Raw genomic sequence first — 19,744 nt, forward strand, 5'->3', positions numbered from 1 at the left:
TTAGTTCGAATAGTACATCTCGAACTCGACCGGGTGCGGGGTCATCTCGAAGCGGGCGACTTCGGTCATCTTCAGCTCGATGTAAGCGTCGATGAAGTCGTCGTCGAACACGCCGCCGTTCTTGAGGAAGCCGCGGTCCTTGTCGAGGTTCTCCAGCGCCTCGCGGAGCGAGCCGCAGACGGTCGGGATCTGCTTCAGCTCTTCCTTCGGCAGGTCGTAGAGGTCCTTGTCCATCGCCGGACCCGGATCGATCTTGTTCTTGATGCCGTCGAGGCCGGCCATCAGCATCGCGGCGAAGCCGAGATAGGGGTTGGCCATCGGATCGGGGAAGCGCACCTCGACACGCTTGGCCTTCGGCGAAGCGGTGTAGGGGATGCGGCAGGAGGCCGAGCGGTTGCGCGCGGAGTAGGCGAGCAGCACGGGCGCCTCATAGCCCGGGACCAGACGCTTGTAGGAGTTGGTCGACGGGTTGGTGAAGGCGTTGATCGCCTTGGCGTGCTTGATGATGCCGCCGATGTAGTGCAGGCAGGTCTCCGAAAGGTCGGCGTACTTGTTGCCGGCGAACACCGGCTTGCCGTCCTTCCAGATCGACTGGTGCACGTGCATGCCCGAGCCGTTGTCGCCGTAGATCGGCTTCGGCATGAAGGTGGCGGTCTTGCCGTAGATGTGCGCGACCTGGTGGATGCAGTACTTGTAGATCTGCATGTGGTCGGCCATCAGCGTCAGCGTGTCGAACTTCATGCCGAGCTCGTGCTGGGCGGAAGCCACCTCGTGGTGGTGCTTCTCGACCTTGACGCCCATCTTGGCCATGGCGCCGAGCATCTCGGAACGCATGTCCTGCACCGAGTCCTGCGGCGGGACGGGGAAGTAGCCGCCCTTGGTGCGGATGCGGTGGCCGAGATTGCCGCCTTCATATTCGGTGTCGGAGTTGGTCGGCAGCTCCGAGGAGTCGAGCCGGAAGCCGGTCTTGTAGGGCTCGGCCGAATAGCGCACGTCGTCGAACACGAAGAACTCGGCTTCGGGGCCGACGAACACGCTGTCGCCCACGCCCATCGACTTCACCATGGCTTCCGCCTTCTTGGCGATGCCGCGGGGGTCGCGGTTGTAGGGCTCGCCGGTGGTCGGCTCGAGCACGTCGCAGGTGATGACCATCGTGGTCTCGGCGAAGAACGGGTCGATCGTCGCGGTCACCGGATCGGGCATCAGGCACATGTCGGACTCGTTGATCGCCTTCCAGCCGGCGATCGAGGAGCCGTCGAACATCGTTCCTTCGGCGAAAATGTCCTCATCGATCATGCTGACGTCGAACGTGACGTGCTGCCACTTGCCGCGCGGATCGGTGAAGCGCAGGTCGACGTACTTAACGTCGTTGTCCTTGATCGATTTCAGGACGTCTTTGGCGGTCTTCATGCATACCCCTTTTGGCTCTGCGGGTCGGTTTCCAGGTGAGCAGATTCGTTCTCGCTTTCGGCGAGTTGGCGCAACCGCACAAACGAAATCAGGCCGCCGAAGCAGCCTTTTTTCTTTCAGAGTGTCGCAAAATTCGGGATAGCACCCGGCTCAGATAGCGTCCAGCCCGGATTCGCCGGTTCGGATGCGGATCGCCTCTTCGATGTTGGAGACGAAGATCTTGCCGTCGCCGATGCGACCGGTTTGCGCGGCGCGGCGGATCGCGTCGATCGCCCGCTCGACCAGATCGTCGCCGATCACGATCTCGATCTTCACCTTGGGCAGGAAGTCGACGATGTATTCTGCGCCGCGGTAAAGCTCGGCGTGGCCCTTCTGCCGGCCGAAGCCCTTGGCCTCGGTCACGGTGATGCCCTGAAGGCCGACTTCCTGAAGCGCTTCCTTCACCTCGTCGAGCTTGAACGGCTTGATGATGGCTTCAATTTTCTTCACTGCGCGCCTCCCGGCCTTTCGATCAATAGCAACGTCTTCGTCAGGATGCGCTTTATCTCACGCACGATCGTGTCTTCGGTATGCCGGGATGCCTGACCAGCCCGACAACGACGGCCAGCCACACCCTGATAAATGCCAGCGAGCACGACAAACCGAAGCGGCTTCCTCGAAAGCAGGGTCTATGCCAAGTTGCAAATGCCCTGATTATTGGAGCGTTATCAGCCTTTTAACTGGCAACTCTGATAGGTGGAGCCGACCGGCTCAAAATACCGCAGACTACGAAATAGGCAAACGGTTCAATATCTGTGCAGATCATTGTTCCGTAAGCCCAGTCGGCACGGATCGTGCCTGTTGAAAAGGCGTTTGGACCAGGGAAGTGGCATGGAAGTACTGACCAACGCTGAAATGCAGCGCGCGGACCAGCTCAGTATTGCGGCAGGCACGCCCGGCTTCAAGCTGATGCTGAGCGCCGGGCAAGCGGTCGCGGAGGCCGCCAACGCGCTGGTGGAGGAGGGGCCGATCCTGATCGTGGCCGGCCCCGGCAACAATGGCGGCGACGGTTTTGTCGCAGCCGCCGAGCTCGCCGCGCAAGGGCGCGAGGTCTCGGTGATCCTGATGTGCGAGCGCGACCAGCTCCAGGGCGATGCGGCCTCCGCCGCGCGCGGCTGGAAGCATCCTGTGCTGCCGTTCAATCCGCAGGCGATCGGAAGACCCGCGCTGATCATCGACGCGCTGTTCGGCGCCGGCCTCGGCCGCCCCGTCGAGGGCGAGGCGCGGGAGATGATCGAGGCGATCAATGCCAACGGTGCGCCCGTGCTCGCGGTCGACCTGCCGAGCGGCATCAACGGCACCAGCGCGGCAATGATGGGCGTTGCGGTCAACGCCGCCGAGACCGTCACCTTCTTCCGCAAGAAGCCGGCCCATTTGCTGCTGCCCGGCCGGATGCATTGCGGCCGCGTCCGCGTCGCCGACATCGGTATCGACGCGCAGGTGCTGGAGGAGATCAGGCCGGGGATCTTCGAGAACGATCCGGATTTCTGGGGCGCGGCGTTTCCGGTGCCGCTGATCGACGGCCACAAATACGCGCGCGGACACGTGCTCGCGGTCTCCGGCGATGCGGCCGCGACCGGCGCGGCGCGGCTTGCCGCGCGCGGCGCGCTGCGGGCCGGTGCCGGGCTGGTGACGCTCGCCACACCGCGCGAGGCGCTCGCGATCAATGCCGCCGCGCTCACCGCGGTGATGGTGCGCCCCGCCGACACAGCGGTCGAGTTCGGCGAGCTGCTCGGCGACAGGCGCTACAACACCTGCATCATCGGTCCCGGCACCGGGATCGGTGAACGCACCTGCGACATGGTCCACACCGCGCTCACCGCGCAGCGGCACCTGGTGCTGGATGCCGACGCGCTGACGAGCTTTGCGGCGAACCCCGAGCGCCTGTTCGAATCGATCAAATCCTCTGGGGACAACGCGGTGGTGCTGACGCCGCACGAGGGCGAGTTTCCGCGCCTGTTCTCCGACCTCAGCAACAAGCATCCCGGCCGCTCCAAGCTCGAGCGCGTGCGCGCTGCCGCGGAGCGCTCCGGCGCAGTGGTGCTGCTGAAGGGGCCGGATACCACCATCGCCGCGCCAGATGGCCGCACCACCATCGCCGCGAACGCGCCGCCCTGGCTCGCCACCGCCGGCGCCGGCGACGTGCTGTCCGGCATAATCGCTGGTCTCCTGGCGCAGGGCGTGCCGGCGTTCGAGGCCGCCAGCATCGGTGTCTGGATGCACGGCGAGGCCGCGACCGAGGCCGGGCCGGGGCTGATCGCGGAGGATCTGACCGAGACGCTGCCGGCCGTGCACCGGCGCATCTACGATGCGCTGGGTGTGGAGTACTAAGCCGCCAGGTAGGATGGGTAGCGAGTAGGATGGGTAGAGCGCAGCGAAACCCATCATCTCAAATCTTGGCGCAGTAACGATGGGTTTCGCTGCGCTCTACCCATCCTACAAATCTCACTCCACCGCGTACCAGCGCACCAGGCGGGGCGAGGCCCAGTCCGTCACGACCGATTCGAGCAGCCATCGCCCGGGCGAGGTTGCGGCGAAGGCGATCCGCTGGGTCTGGCCAGGCTCGATCGCGAGCGTGTCGAGCCAATAGGGCTTCCAGCCATCGTCGAGCTTGTCGAGCAGGCGGAAGGGGTGGCCGTGCAGGTGGAAGACGGTCGTGACGTGGGCGGGGTTCTTCAGGGCCAGCACGACGGTGCGGCCGGCCTTGGCGCGGAAGACGGGAGCGGAGGCCGTGGAGAAGCTTGCGGGCCGGGCCCAACCGGCGTCTGCGCCGCCCAGCGCGACATCGAACCGCAGGGCGCCTTTCAGGTCGAGCTTATCGGGCAGGTCGTTTGACGGGAGCGGCTGCGGCTCGAACAGCGGCACACGCCGCTCCAACTGGCCTGATATCTTGAGGCTGCCGACCTGGCGCGCCTCCTTGCCGTCATGCAGCATGAATGCAGCCGATGTGGCTGTATCCACAAACGCGTCGGCGCGTCCGCCTGGGGCCAGGACCAGGGCGCCGTTGCGGGCCGGGAATGGCTCGGCGGGCTGCCCGTCCAGAGCCATCACGCGGACCTCATGGCTTTCTAATTTGATTGCTAGAACAGTACGTTGCGAGCCGTTGATGAAGCGCAGCCGCAGCCGCTGATTGCCCATCGCTGAGAGTTCGAATGAAGTCTGTCCGTTGATCGTGTAGAGCGGGGTCGTGTCCTTCGGGTCCTGACCCGGGGGAAGGGCGGTGCCGTCCGGTCGCAGTCGCCATTCCTCGAGCAACAGGACCTCGTCGCGATCGACCGCGACCCGGCTGGTCTCGGCCGCGATGATCGGAAGCGGGCGCGCGGGCTGCTTCTGGCCGTCCTCGAAGAGGCGGAAGTCGGCCAGCAAAGTCCCTGCGTTAGTGATTGAAATGGTTGATGTTTCCGTCGTGTCCGGCGCCGCCGGGGCACGGCCCCGGAGCGGGTCGGCCGGGGTCGGGGCGCTCAGGCCGTACCAGACTGGTGCAAGCGGCACAGGCAGGTCGTTCCGGAACACCACCTGGCAATTGTCAAAGCGCTTGAGACGGACGTCCCTGAGGTGGCTTACAGCCGCCAGCTCCCAGACCGGTGTAGGTGGCTGACCCGGCCTCAGAGCAAGGGTTGCCGCCCTTGCCTGAAGCGCGAGCTGGGCCGTCACGGACGGGCCGGCGCCGCCGGCGATCAACCCGGCCGCCGAGGCTCCAAGGGAAGCTCCAAGGGAGGCTCCAAACCCGGCCAAAACCTGCCGTCTGTTCGGGTCGAAAATCGGTGGCTTCATGCCGCGATCCGGACCACGCCGCGCTGGATAAGTCCAGCCATCGTGCCTACTTGAACCATGCCTCCATCGGGCCATTTTTTTGCTGCGAACAGTCAGGCACATGTTATAAGCCCGGCCGCCCGCGGCATCGCGGCCGGTCTTGATGCAAATTCACGCGGGCGTGGCGGAACTGGTAGACGCGCTGGATTTAGGTTCCAGTGACGAAAGTTGTGGGGGTTCGAGTCCCTCCGCCCGCACCAAGCGCTTCTCGCGTTTGCACGGATTACGAGGGCCTGCTCCTCGCGGATGTTTGTCCGCCTGAAGCCGGTCCGATGAACCACCGGCGTTGAGGCGTTCGCCTCGCGCCGGATCGATTAATGACAGCGTCCCGACGCATGCGCGCCGGGACCGAGCGAAAAGAAGATTGGACGCCATGCAGGTCACAGAGACCCTCTCGGAAGGTTTGAAGCACGAGTTCAAGATCAGCGTTCCCGCGGCTGATCTCGACGCCAAGGCTGGCGCCAAGCTCGTCGATCTCAAGGACAAGGTCCGCATCAACGGCTTCCGTCCCGGCAAGGTGCCGGTCACGCATCTGAAGAAGGTTTACGGCCGTTCGGTGATGGCCGAGACCATCGACCAGACCATCCGCGACACCAACACGCAGCTGTTCTCCGAGCGCGGCTTCCGTCTCGCCACCGAGCCGAAGATCACGATGCCGACCGAGCAGGCCGAGGTCGAGGAACTGCTGAACGGCAAGACCGATCTGACCTACACGGTCGCGATCGAGGTGGTGCCGGCGATCGCGCTCGCCGACTTCAAGACCTTCCAGGTCGAGAAGCCCGTCGCCGACGTGTCCGACGCCGACGTCGACGAGGCGATCAAGCGCATCGCCGATTCCAACCGCGGCTACGCTGCCAAGGCGGAAGGCGCCAAGGCCGAATCCGGCGACCGCGTCACCATCAATTTCAAGGGCTCGATCAACGGCGAGCTGTTCGAGGGCGGCACCGGCGAGGGCATCCAGGTCGTCATCGGCTCCAACACCTTCATCCCCGGCTTCGAGGAGCAGCTGATCGGCATCGGCGCGAACGAGACGCGCACGCTGAAGGTGTCGTTCCCGAAGAACTACATGAACGACAAGCTCGCCGGCCAGCCGGCCGAGTTCGAGACCACCGCGACGCTGATCGAGGCGCCGCAGGACATCGCGATCGACGACGAGTTCGCCAAGACGCTCGGCCTGGAATCGCTGGACAAGCTGAAGGAAGCCGCGCGCGAGCGTCTGGTCGCCGAGTTCTCGACCGCGACGCGCCAGCGCGTCAAGCGCGCGCTGCTCGACCGTCTCGACGAGGCGCATCGCTTCGAGGCGCCGCCCTCGCTGGTCGACGAGGAGTTCAATCTGATGTGGAACTCGGTCAAGGCCGAGATGGACTCCGCCGGCAAGACCTTCGCCGACGAGGACACCACTGAGGATGCCGCCAAGGAAGAGTACCGCAAGATCGCCGACCGCCGCGTGCGGCTCGGCCTCGTGCTCTCCGAGATCGGCGAGAAGAACAAGATCAGCGTGACCGACGACGAGGTCGGCCGCGCCGTGATCGAGCGCGCCCGGCAGATGCCCGGCCGCGAGAAGGAGGTCTGGGACTACTATCGCAACAACGCCCAGGCGCTCGCCCAGCTTCGCGCACCGATCTACGAGGACAAGGTCGTCGACTTCATCCTCGAGCTCGCCAACGTGACCGAGAAGAAGGTCTCGCGCGAGGATCTCTACAAGGACGACGAAGCGGAAAAGACCGCTGCTTGAAGGCTTTGAGCAATCAGCCTTCTATTAAGGATGATCCGCGATCAGGCCCGGCTAGCCATGTGGCTGGCTGGGCCTTTCTGCGAGAATCAGCTTCAACTCCCCGCTGGATTAAGCCTTAATTCGCTCCGCACTTGTCTGGCGCGAATTGGGCTATATCTGTCGGTACGCCCTGTACCCGAGTTCCTCTGCTAACTAGTCCTGCATCACGGGACGTCCATCGCCTCCGGCAAATCCAGCCCCACTGGCCAGCCAGGACACGCGGTGTCCACGTCCGAAAACCCTAGGTGACTCATGCGCGATCCGGTTGAAACCTACATGAACCTCGTGCCCATGGTGGTCGAGCAGACCAACCGTGGCGAGCGCGCCTACGACATTTTCTCGCGCCTGTTGAAAGAGCGCATCATCTTCGTGACCGGTCCGGTCGAGGACGGCATGTCGACGCTGATCGTCGCGCAGCTGTTGTTCCTCGAGGCGGAAAATCCGAAGAAGGAAATCTCGATGTACATCAACTCGCCGGGCGGCGTGGTGACGTCGGGACTTGCGATCTACGACACCATGCAGTTCATCCGCCCGCCGGTCTCCACGCTCTGCACCGGTCAGGCCGCCTCGATGGGCTCGCTGCTGCTGTGCGCCGGCGAGAAGGACATGCGCTTCTCGCTGCCGAACGCGCGCATCATGGTCCACCAGCCCTCCGGCGGCTTCCAGGGCCAGGCGACCGACATCATGTTGCACGCCCAGGAAATCCTGAACCTGAAGAAGCGGCTCAACGAGATCTACGTGAAGCACACCGGCCAGACTTACAAGACGATCGAGGACGCGCTGGAACGCGACAAGTTCCTGACCGCCAACGACGCCAAGGAGTTCGGCCTGGTCGATAAGGTCATCGACAAGCGCGCCGAGGAGCCGGCGGCGGCGAAGGCCCCGTAGCACTACTGGGCCGTAACGGCGATCCCCTGGGATCGCCGGGTCTCATCAGGGGCGTGTTCACGCTTGGTGCGCGTGGACGCATTGCAAAACAGTGTTTTGCGCCCTGCGGCAGGCAGAAAGTTCCGCTTTCGTGCTTGTTTTTCGTGGCAATCCAGCAACGCCGGGGTGATTTCGGTCACTTCGTCCGTGCCAAGACCGGAAATCACGGTATTGTCACGGGTAGCCGGCGACCCCCGATTAGCGAATTCTTGATAGTCGGGTGACAGCATGGTTGGCTACGATTGATCGGCTATGATCGCGGGAGAATCGAGTGACCGTGATTCGCACGGGATGTAGTAACGCGTAGGTCTTTTTTGGTACGGAATTTGCTCTATTTAAACTCTAGGCCGGCCATCGTGTCGGAATGGAGCGATCGAGCGGAACGGGATCGAACCGCGGACGGAGACATGAATGAGTAAGGTCGGCACGAGCGACTCCAAGAACACGCTATATTGCTCGTTCTGCGGCAAGAGCCAGCACGAAGTCCGCAAACTGATCGCGGGTCCCACGGTCTTCATCTGCGACGAGTGCGTCGAGCTCTGCATGGACATCATCCGCGAGGAGAACAAATCCTCGCTGGTCAAGTCGCGCGACGGTATTCCGACGCCGAAGGAAATCTGCAAGGTGCTGGACGATTACGTCATCGGCCAGAGCCATGCGAAGAAGGTCCTGTCGGTCGCGGTGCACAACCACTACAAGCGCCTCAACCATCAGACCAAGCACAACGACGTCGAACTCGCGAAGTCGAACATCCTGCTGATCGGTCCGACCGGTTCGGGCAAGACGCTGCTCGCGCAGACGCTCGCCCGCATCCTGGACGTGCCGTTCACGATGGCGGATGCGACGACGCTGACCGAAGCCGGCTATGTCGGTGAGGACGTCGAGAACATCATCCTGAAGCTGCTCCAGGCCGCCGACTACAATGTCGAGCGCGCCCAGCGCGGCATCGTCTACATCGACGAAATCGACAAGATCAGCCGCAAGTCCGACAATCCCTCGATCACGCGCGACGTGTCGGGTGAGGGCGTGCAGCAGGCGCTGCTCAAGATCATGGAAGGCACGGTGGCTTCGGTCCCGCCGCAGGGCGGCCGCAAGCATCCGCAGCAGGAATTCCTGCAGGTGGACACCACCAACATCCTGTTCATCTGCGGTGGCGCCTTCGCCGGCCTCGAGAAGATCATCTCGGCGCGCGGCCGGTCGACCTCGATCGGCTTTGCGGCTCAGGTGATGGCGCCGGAAGACCGCCGCACCGGCGAAATCTTCCGCCACGTCGAGCCTGAGGATCTCCTGAAGTACGGTCTCATCCCCGAATTCGTCGGCCGTCTGCCCGTCGTGGCGACGCTCGAGGATCTGGACGAGACCTCGCTGAAGAAGATCCTGACCGAGCCGAAGAACGCGCTGGTGAAGCAGTACCAGCGGCTGTTCGAGATGGAGAACATCGAGCTGACCTTCGCCGACGAGGCGCTTGGCGCGGTTGCCCGCAAGGCGATCGAGCGCAAGACCGGCGCGCGTGGTCTGCGTTCGATCCTCGAGGCGATCCTGCTCGAGACCATGTTCGACCTGCCGGGCCTGGAAGGTGTGGAAGAAGTCGTCATTTCGCGCGAAGTCGTGGAAGGCACGGCCCGTCCGCTCTACATCTACGCCGATCGGACCGATCGCGCCGTCGAGAACGCCAGCGCCTGATTTCGGCGCTGGAACGCTTCCTTTCGTCTTTCATAGTGGCGGCTGCGGACATGACCTCCGCAGCCGGTGTTGCGTCGCTTATTTGCGTGCGTAAGCGCCTGATGGCGCGCGTCTTTCAATGACTTGACACCCCCCCGGTCGATAGCCACCTAATGTCGGCGGCGAGCGAGAATTCTGTTCAAGATTCGCCTCAGTTCCGATCCGGCAAGCCCGGTCCAACCTACGAATGGTAGACCGGTTTTTTCGGATCACGTCGGCACCTTGTGGCGGTTGCGCATGAAGACGGCGGACTGCGTGCAAGGGGGCAAAGCAAAAGGAAAAGGCCATGACTAATCCAAAACCCCGGCCAACCATCGTCCACGGCGAAACGCACGCCTATCCCGTGCTGCCGCTGCGCGACATCGTCGTCTTCCCGCACATGATCGTTCCGCTCTTCGTCGGCCGCGAGAAGTCGATCCGCGCGCTCGAAGAGGTGATGAAGAACGACGCGCTGATCATGCTCGCGACGCAGAAGAACGCGTCCGACGATGATCCGGCGCCCGATGCGATTTACGAGACGGGTACGCTTGCGAGCGTGCTGCAGCTCTTGAAGCTTCCCGACGGCACCGTGAAGGTGCTGGTCGAAGGGCTCGAGCGTGCGCGCGTGCAGAAATACACCGATCGCGCCGACTACTATGAAGCCACCGCCGTCGCGCTCGCCGACACCGATGCGAAGTCGGTCGAGGCGGAAGCCCTGGCGCGCTCCGTCGTGTCCGACTTCGAGAGCTATGTGAAGCTCAACAAGAAGATCTCGGCCGAGGTCGTCGGCGTCGTGCAGGCGATCACCGATTTCGCCAAGCTCGCCGACACCGTTGCCTCGCATCTCGCCGTCAAGATCGCCGATCGCCAGGGCATCCTGGAGACGCTGTCCGTCACCACGCGCCTGGAGAAGGTGCTGGGCCTGATGGAGAGCGAGATCTCGGTGCTGCAGGTCGAGAAGCGGATTCGTTCTCGGGTCAAACGGCAAATGGAGAAGACCCAGCGCGAGTACTATCTCAACGAGCAGATGAAGGCGATCCAGAAGGAACTCGGCGACGACGACGGTCGCGACGAGCTCGCCGATCTCGAAGAGAAGATCTCCAAGACCAAGCTCTCCAAGGAAGCGCGCGAGAAGGCGCAGCATGAATTGAAGAAGCTGCGCCAGATGTCGCCGATGTCTGCGGAAGCGACCGTCGTGCGCAACTACCTGGATTGGCTGCTGTCGATTCCGTGGAACAAGAAGTCCAAGGTGAAGAAGGACCTGGAGGCCGCGCAGGCCATCCTGGACTCCGATCACTACGGGCTTGAGAAGGTCAAGGAACGCATCGTCGAGTATCTCGCGGTGCAGTCCCGCGCCAACAAGCTGACCGGCCCGATCCTGTGCCTCGTCGGTCCTCCCGGCGTCGGCAAGACCTCGCTCGGCAAGTCGATCGCGAAGGCGACCGGACGTGAGTTCGTGCGCGTGTCGCTCGGCGGCGTGCGTGACGAGGCCGAGATCCGCGGTCACCGCCGCACCTATATCGGCTCGATGCCCGGCAAGATCATCCAGTCGATGCGGAAGGCGAAGTCGTCGAACCCGCTGTTCCTGCTCGACGAGATCGACAAGATGGGCGCCGATTTCCGCGGCGATCCGTCCTCTGCCTTGCTCGAGGTCCTCGACCCCGAGCAGAACGGGACCTTCAACGACCACTATCTCGAGGTCGACTACGATCTGTCCAACGTGATGTTCATCACGACCGCGAATACGCTCAATATTCCCGGGCCGCTGATGGACCGCATGGAGATCATCCGGATCGCGGGCTACACCGAGAACGAGAAGGTCGAGATCGCGCGCAAGCATCTGATCCCGAACGCGGTGTCCAAGCACGGCCTGGACTCCAAGGAGTTCTCGATCGACGACGAGGCGCTGCTGCTTCTGATCCGCCGCTACACCCGCGAAGCGGGCGTGCGTAACCTGGAACGTGAGCTCTCCACACTCGCCCGCAAGGCGGTGAAGGAGCTGATGATCTCCAAGAAGAAGTCGGTCAAGGTCACCGAGAAGACTCTGGAAGAGCTGCTCGGCGTGCCGAAGTACCGCTTCGGCGAGATCGAGAGCGAGCCGCAGGTCGGCATCGTCACTGGCCTTGCCTGGACCGATGTCGGCGGCGAGCTGCTGACCATCGAAGGCGTCATGATGCCCGGCAAGGGCAAGATGACGGTCACGGGCAATCTGCGTGACGTGATGAAGGAGTCGATCTCGGCGGCGGCGTCCTATGTCCGCTCGCGGGCGATCAACTACGGCATCGAGCCGCCGATGTTCGACCGCCGCGACATCCACGTGCACGTGCCGGAAGGCGCGACGCCGAAGGACGGCCCGTCCGCGGGCGTGGCCATGGCCACCGCGATCATCTCGGTCATGACCGGCATTCCGGTCCGCCACGATGTCGCGATGACCGGCGAGATCACGCTGCGCGGCCGCGTGCTGCCGATCGGCGGCCTCAAGGAGAAGCTGCTCGCCGCTGCCCGCGGCGGCATCAAGACGGTGCTGATCCCCGAGGACAACGCCAAGGATCTCACGGAGATTTCCGATGCGATCAAGGGCGGCATGGAGATCATCCCGGTCTCGCGCCTCGACGACGTCGTCGCCAAGGCCCTGGTGAAGAAGCCGGTGCCGATCGTCTGGGAAGAGGACACCAAGGTGACGGTGAAGCCGGACGGCGACGAAGCCGCCGGCGGTCTGACCGCTCACTGATCGCAGCTTGAACGATCACGAAACGGCGCCTTCGGGCGCCGTTTTTGTTTTGGGGCGACATCGGCGGTGGAGCCGCGCTGGCGGGCGAGGGGCGAGATTGAATACAATTATAGATTGTGTTATTGATGTCCTTTTACCCACAGGGGAGGATAGCAATGATTGGCAAGACATTTGGCTTCGTCTGTTTGCTGACGCTCGCAGTTGCACCCGTCGCGCATGCGCAGACCGCCGTCGCCTGCACCGACATCTACGCTCCGGTTTGCGGTCTATCGAACGTCGGGCTGCGGATGACCTATTCGAATGCCTGCTGGGCCCGCGCGAGCGGCGCGACGGTTCTGCATGCCGGCCAATGCCAGGGGCCGATCTGCTCCGACCTCTACAAGCCGGTATGCGCACGGCCGGTGGGAACGCGGATTCTGAAGACGTATCCGAACCTGTGCATGGCTGAAAATGCGAACGCGGTCTTCGTCTACAACGGCAGATGTCACAAGTAGGCTGGACGATCCGCGGGCCTGAACGGTACGCTGGCGCCGGCGTTTCGCCGGGGCTGTGATCGTGCGCGAGAGTTGCCCGGTGCGGCGCCTTCGGGCGCCGCTTGTGCTGTGGGGCAAATCATGCGGATCGACGGGCAGTGCCATTGCGGAAAGATCACCTTCGAGGCCGAGGTCGATCCGGAGGCGGTCTCGGTGTGCCACTGCACCGACTGCCAGGCGCTGACGGGCTCGCCGTTCCGGGTGACCGCGATCTGCACCAAGACCGACGTGAAGCTCACCGCCGGCGCGCCCAAGGTCTACGGCAAGCGCGGCGACAACGGCCGGATGCGCTTCCAGCACTTCTGTGCCGATTGCGGTTCCCCGCTGTTCACGAGCGGCGAGGGCGAGGAGGCCGGCGATTGGGGCATCCGCTGGGGCTCGATCCGCCAGCGGGACAAATTACGCCCCGTCAGGCAGATCTGGTGCCAGTCGGCGGCAGTCTGGATCGACGCCGTGCCGCTGCTGCCCGGCCGGCCGCAGGACTGAGGCCCAGGAACTGAAGTTCCGCGCTTGCTCGTTCGGGGCCTGTGAGGCTAAAGAGGCGGCGAGGGGCGGTTAGCTCAGCTGGTTAGAGCATCTCGTTTACACCGAGAGGGTCCGCGGTTCGAATCCGTGACCGCCCCCCAGCCTTCGCTCGCTTCGCGAGCTACGGCGGGGCAAGCTGGAGCGCCGCCCGAACCATCAGCTCCCTGTGAGAAGCTTGGGGCAGACGGACTTAGTTGCAAACTTCAACGCTCTCGCCGGTGTGGGTATTGGCACTGCCGCCGCCCCTGCGAAATTCCAATCGACAACCTTTGGACACCGGTCGGCAGCCGGCGCTATTGCAAACAATCTGTCCGTTCGTCTGCGGCTTCGCCGGTGTAGCCTCGATCTTCTTACGCTCCGCGTCCCGCTTCGTCGTATCGTCACGCGCGGCCACCGGTTTTTTCTCCACCTTCTCGCATTCGTTGTCGTCATTGACGCGGTAACCTGCGCGGCAGGCAATCTTGACGCAGGAATCGCCGTCGGCCCTGAAGCCGTGGTCGCAGACCAGCGGGCAGATGCGCCCCGGCTTGGCCTTGATCGCGTCCAGCGCCTCGAAGCTCGCGACCTTGGTGTCGAACTTGGTGCCGGCGTATTTGTTGAACAGTGCAAGCGAACGCTCGGATGAGCCGGTCCAGATGCCATCCACGGGAGCCGGATGGCAACCGACGCGTCGCAGTTCGGACTGCACCAGCTTCGTTCTCTCGTCTGCCGACATCGCTGGCGCGGCGGAGGAGGGCGTTACGGCGGCGACCTTCTGCTCTGCGGCGGCCTGCTTCTCCGCCATTGCCTTCGCGGCGGCCGCCTCGGCGTCCTTCCGCCGCTGCTCGGCTGCGGCCGCTTTGGCCTCCTCGGCCTGCTTGGCCTTCTCGGCCGCAAGACGCTTTTCCTCGGCCGCCCTGGCCGCCGCTGCCGCCTTCTCCTGTTCGGCCTTGTTGGCCCGCTCGGCCGCGAGTCGCGCCTTGTCCTCTTCCGCCTGCCGCGCCTTGTCGGCCGTGGCCGCGCGGGTTTCCTCGGCGGCGATCTTGTTCAGCTGGCCTTTGGCGAGATCGGCATAGAAGCCGGTCGGAAAGCGGTTGAGGAAGGCGGTCCATCCGTCGCGCGTGCCGAGCTGAAGCGCCAGCTCGTAGTCGCGCCGGATTTCGCTGTCGGGATTTGCCTGCGGCCCGGTCGCGACCGGCTTGGCGGCGACCAGCGGCACGTCGTCGCCGCCAAGCGAGCCGTACACATAGGGCTCCTGCTTGTAGCCGGTGGTCTTGAGAACATCGTCGCGGACGAAGCCGAAGGCCTTGCGCAGGTCGAGCCCTGGCGTGGGCAGGCGTTCGACCAGCGCCGCGGCGAACGGGCTGTTCCTGGAATCGCCGTCCGAGGCCGTCGAGCCGGCCTTGGCCGCGAAGGCGATCATGGTGTTCGGGCTGGTCGGCTCGACCTTGGCGAGGCCGCGGCCGATGGCGCGGGAGGCCACCGTACGCTTCATCGTCCTGGCAAACGGATTGTCGCGGCAGGCGTCCAGAATGATCAGGCGCAGTTGTTTCGCAGGCTCGACCGCGAACAGCGCCCGATCGAGCGCGACCGTCTCGTCGAGCACGTCGCCATCGGCTTCCAGCATCGCATCGATCGGGATCAGGTAGTTGGCGCCATCCAGCTCGATGCCATGTCCGGCATAGTAGATGACGGCGACTTCCGCATCGCGGGTTCTGCCGGCGAACTCGCGCAGCGCCCTGCGCATGTCGGCTGCGTTCACATCTAGCCTGATGTCCACGCTGTCAAATCCGGCCTTCTTGAGCATGCCGCCGACGAGGCTCGCATCGCTCACCGGGTTGCTCAGCCTCGGCGCGCTCTTGTAGGCGGAATTGCCGATCACCAGCGCCACGCGCTTTTCCGCCCGCGCGCCGCCGCAGCCGAGACAGAAGACGGTCAACAAAAATAGAAAAACCCGAATTGCGCCCATTGCAGCCCCAAATCGCAATGTGACCAGACTATTCGCACAGTGCCATCAAGGCAAAACTTCCTATGTGACGAACGTCACAGGCGGGCGCGCGGGAGCAAGCCAATGTCAAATCCGCAAGTCACAACGGAGAGCTGGCCAATGTGTGCTCTGCTTGATCTCGTCAATCGGAGTTGCTGCCGGACTTGCCTGCGTGAGATGCGACGCATGAGCCGGCGCGGCTCGATCATTCCCATCTAGTCATTTCCGGCCTAGTGCCCGCGCCCAGCGGCCGACGATCGTTTCGCGCCTGGCTGGCGGTTTCCAGCAAAAACCGGTCCGGTTCCGCCGGCATGTTCTGCTTGCGGCCCGTCTGCTCGTCGGGCATATCCGCCCGAACCGGGACGCGCAAAGCGGCTGCCCTACCCAAGGGAATGCTCCGTCGGGGCGGTCGCGTGAGAAGGGCTTGCCAGGGGACGTTAGATGCTGCGCCAGATCATTGCCGAGGAAATACCCGGCAACCCCGACTTTTCCGCTTCCCTCTCGGATCTGCCGATCGACAGTTTTGGGCTGGTCGTGCTGAGGGGAAGGATCGAGGCGGCACTCGGACGACCCGTCGGTGACGAGGCCTGGGGACGCGTCGAGACGCTGAACGACATCCTGGCCCTCTCGTCGGTGCAGGAGCCTGCGCGGGTCTCCGCGGCGGGCGCCATGGAGCGGCGCAGCCTGTCCGTGAACATGCCGCAGATGGCCATGGGTGGGCTGTCAGAGTCCTGGCTCCTGAAGGAGCTGGGCGATATGCACTGGACCATGATCACCTCGGGTCTCCGCAGCCCGAGCTCGGCATTGAAGGATGGCGGAGGCAACCGCCTGTACGCGACGTTTACGCGCATCGGCTACTCGCTGCGCAAGCCGCTCAGTGCGATCGGCGAGGACAGCGGTCTCGATCTCACCGGGACGATCTCCCGGTTCGGAGCCGGCACGTTCATCTCGGACATCACGCTGCGCCACGACCTTGCCGGCGGAGAGGCGCGCCTGATGTCGAATTTCTCCCGGCGCGGCGAAGCGAACAACACCTCGCTCCTGAAGGGGCAGCCGACCATTCCGCCGGATTGTCCGATTCCGGAAGTTCCTCTGCCGGCCTTCGTGTCGGAGTACCGCGATCTCAGGGCGCGGACGCCGGCGGCGCCGCTGTTCGAGACCGAGTACGACATCATCCCGTTTCACGACATCAATGGCGTCGGGCTGCTGTACTTCGCGTCCTATCCGATCATCAGCGACATCTGCGCGCTGCGCTACGACCCGACGTTTTCCGAGCTGAGCACGGTCTCGCGCGACATCTACTATTTTGCCAATTCGGACATCAAGGACCGTATCGTCTTCCGTATCCACAAATGGGAGCAGTCCGAGGCCGGGCTCGTTACGGAGATCTCCCTGTCGCGCGAGAGCGACGGTGTCGTGATGGCCTATATGCTGACAACGAAATCCCAAGGCTAACGCATTTGATGGCTAACGCATTTGATGGCTAAGGCATTCAATGGCTAAGGCGATGGCTAAGGCATTTATCTTCGGCGGAGGCGGCCATGCGCGCGTGATCGCATCGTTCCTCGATGTCGCGCCCGTCTTCGTCGTTCGCAGCCTGGAGGGCCAGCCCGCGCTGCCCGGAAGCGTGATGTCCGAGGACGACTATTTCCGCGAGCTTCCGTCCGGCGATGCCTATCTCGGAATAGGAGCCAACGCGGCGCGCCAGCTCTGTGCCTCCCGGTTGCGGGAAGCCAAGGTGAACATGCCGCCGTGCATCGCTCCGACCGCCTTCGTGGCGCGCGACGCCGAGATCGAGAGCGGCGCGGTGATTGCGGCCGGTGCTGTCGTGGGCTCGAGAGCCCTGATCGGGCGCGACACGATCATCAACACCCTGTCCAGCGTCGACCACGATTGTGTGCTCGGCGCGCTGTCCCAGGTGACGGCCGGCGTGACCTTCGGCGGAGGGGTCAAGGTCGGCGCCAATTGCTTCTTCGGCATCAAGAGCGCCGTCGTTCCGAACAGGACCATCGGCGACAATGTCCAGGTCATGGCGGGCAGCCTGATCACGGCCGACGTCGAGCCTGATGTCGTGATGGGCGGAAATCCGGCGCGGCTGGTCAAACGCATCGGTTGAGGCCGCACGAACGGGGCGGGCCTCGTTCTGCGGCCGCGCAGCTGCATTGCTGGTCAGCGCCGCATTTCCCGCCTTCCTCATCTATGGCTACAATCGCTATGCTTACTACGTCATTCCCTTCCTTGGGGGCTCGAGCGCCATTCTGGCGAGTTTGGTCTTCGATGTGATCAGGTCCTATCGCACCCGGGCCGGAGATGGCGGGGAAGACCGCAAAGTGCGAACGGCGCGCGAGCGCGTGCAATGAGGTCATGATGCAGCAACCCAGCGGACACGAGCAAAACGCCGACCAGATTGCCTATTGGAACGGCCCGAGCGGGCAGCGCTGGGCCGATCGCCACGGGGTCCAGGAGAAGCTGCTCGGGCCGATCGCCGACGTGCTGATCGACCGGGCGAAGCCGAAGCCGGGCGAGCGCGTGATCGACGTCGGCTGCGGCTCCGGAGCGACCACGGTAGCGTTCGCCAGGGCCGTGTCCCCCGATGGCTTCGCGCTCGGCCTCGACGTCTCCGATCCGATGCTGTCGCAGGCGCGGGCGCTCGCCCCAAAAGGCCTGCCGCTCGATTTCGTGCTGGCGGATGCAACGGTGCATCCGTTCGAGCCGGCGAGCTTTGACCTGTTGGCGTCACGCTTCGGCGTGATGTTCTTTGCCGATCCCGTCGTGTCCTTTGCCAATCTCCACCGTGCGCTGAGGCCCACGGGGCGGCTCGCCTTCGTCTGCTGGCGCGAGCCCAAGGAGAATCCCTGGATGATGGCGCCGCTGATGGCGGTCTACAAACACGTTCCCAAAATGCCGCCGGTCGGGCCGGAGGAACCGGGTCCGTTCGCCTTCGCCTCCGAAGAGCGCGTGATGCGCATCCTGAAGGGCGCCGGCTTCGTGGACGTCGCGATGGAGCCGCACAATCTGGCGATGGATATCGCGATCGGCGGCGGCCTCGACGCCGCGGTCGAGGGTTCGCTCCAGATCGGCCCGGCCAGCCGTGCACTGCAGGGCCATCCGCCGGAAACCTATGAGGCCGCCAAAGCCTCGATCCGCGAGACGCTCGCGCCGTTCCTGAAGGGGCAGAGCGTGGCGCTGCAGGGCGCGATCTGGATCGTGACGGCGAGGGCGAGTTAGGGCTTAAGCGAAGCTCTCTCCACCGTCATTGCGAGGAGCTCTTGCGACGAAGCAATCCAGACTGTTTCCGCGGAGGCAGTCTGGATTGCTTCGCTGCGCTCGCAATGATGACGCGGAGGTAGAACGCCTCACACCACGTCGTCCGGCGCCAGCGCGCAGCCGTTATCTGGATGGGTCTCGACCTGGAGTGTTGTGTGGCCGATGCGGAAGGAGGCCTTCAGCATCTGTGCCGTCTCCATCAGGAATGCATCGCCGGCTCCATCGGGCATCACGAGATGGCAGGTCAGCGCCGTCTCGGTGGTCGAGATCGGCCAGACGTGGAGATCGTGGATCGCGGAAACGCCGGGGCGCTGCAGCAGGAACGTCCTGATCGCGGCGAGGTCGGTGCCCTTGGGGGCGGCTGCCATCGACATGTCGATGGAGCCGCGCAAGAGGCTGGTCGTGCTCCAGAGAATGGTGGCGCAGATCACGAGGCTGGTGACCGGGTCGAGCCAGAGCCAGCCGGTCCAGATGATCAGCGCCGCCGAAACCACGACGCCGAGCGAGACCGCCGCGTCCGCCGCCATGTGCAGATAGGCGCCTTCGATGTTGATGTCGTCCTTGCGGCCGCTGGCGAACAGCATCGCCGTGAAGCCGTTGATGAGGATGCCGATGCCGGCAACCACCATCACGGTCACGCCGGCGATCGGCTCCGGCTGGCGCAGGCGCAGGATCGCCTCCCAGCCGATGGCGCCGGTCGCGACCAGTAGCAGCACCGCGTTCGCGAGCGCAGCGAGGATGGTGGAGGCGCGCAGGCCATAGGTGAAGCGGCCGCTCGGCGCGCGCCGCGCCGCGATCGAGGCGCCCCAGGCCACGACCAGGCCAAGCACGTCGGAGAGATTGTGGCCGGCATCCGCGAGCAGGGCGGTTGAGTTGCTGATGTAGCCATAGATCGCCTCGGCCACGACCAGCGCGGTGTTGAGGACAATGCCGATCGCAAAGGCCTTGCCGAAGCTGGCGGGGGCATGGACATGACCGTGACTGTGGTCATGCCCGTGATCATGCGAATGGCCGGCATGGTCATGATGGTCGTGGCCGTGGTGGTCGTGGCTGCCCAA

Annotated in this window: 17 protein-coding genes and 2 tRNA genes; 13 read left to right on the top strand and 6 right to left on the bottom strand. The window is 64.2% G+C overall.

The genetic code is table 11. From position 1 onward, the window contains the following. Entirely contained in the window at window positions 1-1,410 is a 1,410-nt protein-coding gene (glnA, locus tag JQ617_RS04970; RefSeq protein ID WP_063683135.1) for a type I glutamate--ammonia ligase, read from the bottom strand. A gap of 150 nt (window positions 1,411-1,560) precedes the next feature. Next, the gene (locus tag JQ617_RS04975) at window positions 1,561-1,899 is read right to left on the bottom strand and encodes a P-II family nitrogen regulator (protein ID WP_007603495.1); all 339 of its coding nucleotides are present in this window, start codon (window positions 1,897-1,899) and stop codon (window positions 1,561-1,563) included. Window positions 1,900-2,280: 381 nt separating this feature from the next. Between JQ617_RS04975 and JQ617_RS04980 the strand changes: the two genes are divergently transcribed. Next, entirely contained in the window at window positions 2,281-3,780 is a 1,500-nt protein-coding gene (locus JQ617_RS04980; RefSeq protein ID WP_212024842.1) for an NAD(P)H-hydrate dehydratase, read from the top strand. A 114-nt stretch (window positions 3,781-3,894) separates the two neighbouring features. On the opposite strand, the gene JQ617_RS04985 is transcribed toward JQ617_RS04980, so the two are convergent. Then, window positions 3,895-5,223 carry a multicopper oxidase domain-containing protein gene (locus tag JQ617_RS04985; protein ID WP_212024844.1) on the bottom strand — a complete coding sequence of 443 codons (1,329 nt, stop codon included), beginning with the start codon at window positions 5,221-5,223 and terminating at the stop codon, window positions 3,895-3,897. Window positions 5,224-5,377: 154 nt separating this feature from the next. On the opposite strand from JQ617_RS04985, the gene JQ617_RS04990 reads away from it, so the two are divergent. The 3 genes from JQ617_RS04990 to JQ617_RS05000 all read left to right on the top strand — a co-directional run bounded on the left by JQ617_RS04990 (window position 5,378) and on the right by JQ617_RS05000 (window position 7,924). Beyond that, window positions 5,378-5,462 (top strand) — tRNA-Leu (locus JQ617_RS04990). A gap of 173 nt (window positions 5,463-5,635) precedes the next feature. After that, window positions 5,636-6,997, top strand: a complete 1,362-nt coding sequence (gene tig, locus JQ617_RS04995) for a trigger factor (protein WP_212024846.1) — start codon at window positions 5,636-5,638, stop codon at window positions 6,995-6,997. Window positions 6,998-7,288: 291 nt separating this feature from the next. Beyond that, entirely contained in the window at window positions 7,289-7,924 is a 636-nt protein-coding gene (locus JQ617_RS05000) for an ATP-dependent Clp protease proteolytic subunit (RefSeq protein WP_063683139.1), read from the top strand. 2 nt (window positions 7,925-7,926) lie between these two features. Here the strand turns inward: JQ617_RS05000 and JQ617_RS05005 are convergent, their stop codons facing one another. After that, entirely contained in the window at window positions 7,927-8,193 is a 267-nt protein-coding gene (locus tag JQ617_RS05005) for a hypothetical protein (protein WP_212024848.1), read from the bottom strand. Between the two features lie 181 nt (window positions 8,194-8,374). On the opposite strand from JQ617_RS05005, the gene clpX reads away from it, so the two are divergent. The 5 genes from clpX to JQ617_RS05030 all read left to right on the top strand — a co-directional run bounded on the left by clpX (window position 8,375) and on the right by JQ617_RS05030 (window position 13,554). After that, window positions 8,375-9,646 (top strand): ATP-dependent Clp protease ATP-binding subunit ClpX, encoded by a 1,272-nt coding sequence (clpX, locus tag JQ617_RS05010; protein WP_018642420.1) that lies wholly within the window; start codon window positions 8,375-8,377, stop codon window positions 9,644-9,646. Between the two features lie 325 nt (window positions 9,647-9,971). Continuing rightward, on the top strand, window positions 9,972-12,395 hold the full coding sequence (lon, locus tag JQ617_RS05015; protein WP_063683140.1) for an endopeptidase La: 2,424 nt from the start codon (window positions 9,972-9,974) through the stop codon (window positions 12,393-12,395). Between the two features lie 155 nt (window positions 12,396-12,550). Next, window positions 12,551-12,889 carry a Kazal-type serine protease inhibitor family protein gene (locus JQ617_RS05020; protein ID WP_212024850.1) on the top strand — a complete coding sequence of 113 codons (339 nt, stop codon included), beginning with the start codon at window positions 12,551-12,553 and terminating at the stop codon, window positions 12,887-12,889. A 120-nt stretch (window positions 12,890-13,009) separates the two neighbouring features. After that, window positions 13,010-13,414 carry a GFA family protein gene (locus tag JQ617_RS05025; RefSeq protein ID WP_212024852.1) on the top strand — a complete coding sequence of 135 codons (405 nt, stop codon included), beginning with the start codon at window positions 13,010-13,012 and terminating at the stop codon, window positions 13,412-13,414. 63 nt (window positions 13,415-13,477) lie between these two features. Next, window positions 13,478-13,554: transfer RNA gene (locus JQ617_RS05030), tRNA-Val, on the top strand. 89 nt (window positions 13,555-13,643) lie between these two features. On the opposite strand, the gene JQ617_RS05035 is transcribed toward JQ617_RS05030, so the two are convergent. After that, window positions 13,644-15,401, bottom strand: coding sequence for a caspase family protein (locus JQ617_RS05035; RefSeq protein WP_212024854.1), 1,758 nt, complete (start codon window positions 15,399-15,401; stop codon window positions 13,644-13,646). 459 nt (window positions 15,402-15,860) lie between these two features. Between JQ617_RS05035 and JQ617_RS05040 the strand changes: the two genes are divergently transcribed. The 4 genes from JQ617_RS05040 to JQ617_RS05055 are packed head-to-tail and all read left to right on the top strand — an operon-like array spanning window position 15,861 to window position 18,647. Next, window positions 15,861-16,874: a Pnap_2097 family protein gene (locus JQ617_RS05040; RefSeq protein WP_212024856.1), complete on the top strand. Its 1,014-nt coding sequence runs from the start codon at window positions 15,861-15,863 to the stop codon at window positions 16,872-16,874. Window positions 16,875-16,926: 52 nt separating this feature from the next. Then, on the top strand, window positions 16,927-17,535 hold the full coding sequence (locus JQ617_RS05045) for an acetyltransferase (RefSeq protein WP_212024858.1): 609 nt from the start codon (window positions 16,927-16,929) through the stop codon (window positions 17,533-17,535). Between the two features lie 46 nt (window positions 17,536-17,581). After that, window positions 17,582-17,779 carry a hypothetical protein gene (locus JQ617_RS05050; RefSeq protein ID WP_212024860.1) on the top strand — a complete coding sequence of 66 codons (198 nt, stop codon included), beginning with the start codon at window positions 17,582-17,584 and terminating at the stop codon, window positions 17,777-17,779. A gap of 7 nt (window positions 17,780-17,786) precedes the next feature. Beyond that, window positions 17,787-18,647, top strand: coding sequence for a class I SAM-dependent methyltransferase (locus JQ617_RS05055; RefSeq protein ID WP_212025967.1), 861 nt, complete (start codon window positions 17,787-17,789; stop codon window positions 18,645-18,647). A 128-nt stretch (window positions 18,648-18,775) separates the two neighbouring features. Here JQ617_RS05055 and JQ617_RS05060 read toward each other — a convergent pair whose 3' ends face one another. Continuing rightward, complete coding sequence (locus JQ617_RS05060; protein ID WP_212024862.1) at window positions 18,776-19,744, bottom strand: cation diffusion facilitator family transporter; 969 nt, start codon at window positions 19,742-19,744, stop codon at window positions 18,776-18,778.

The organism is Bradyrhizobium sp. KB893862 SZCCT0404 (genome assembly GCF_018130885.1).
In the GTDB taxonomy this organism is placed as follows: domain Bacteria; phylum Pseudomonadota; class Alphaproteobacteria; order Rhizobiales; family Xanthobacteraceae; genus Bradyrhizobium; species Bradyrhizobium stylosanthis.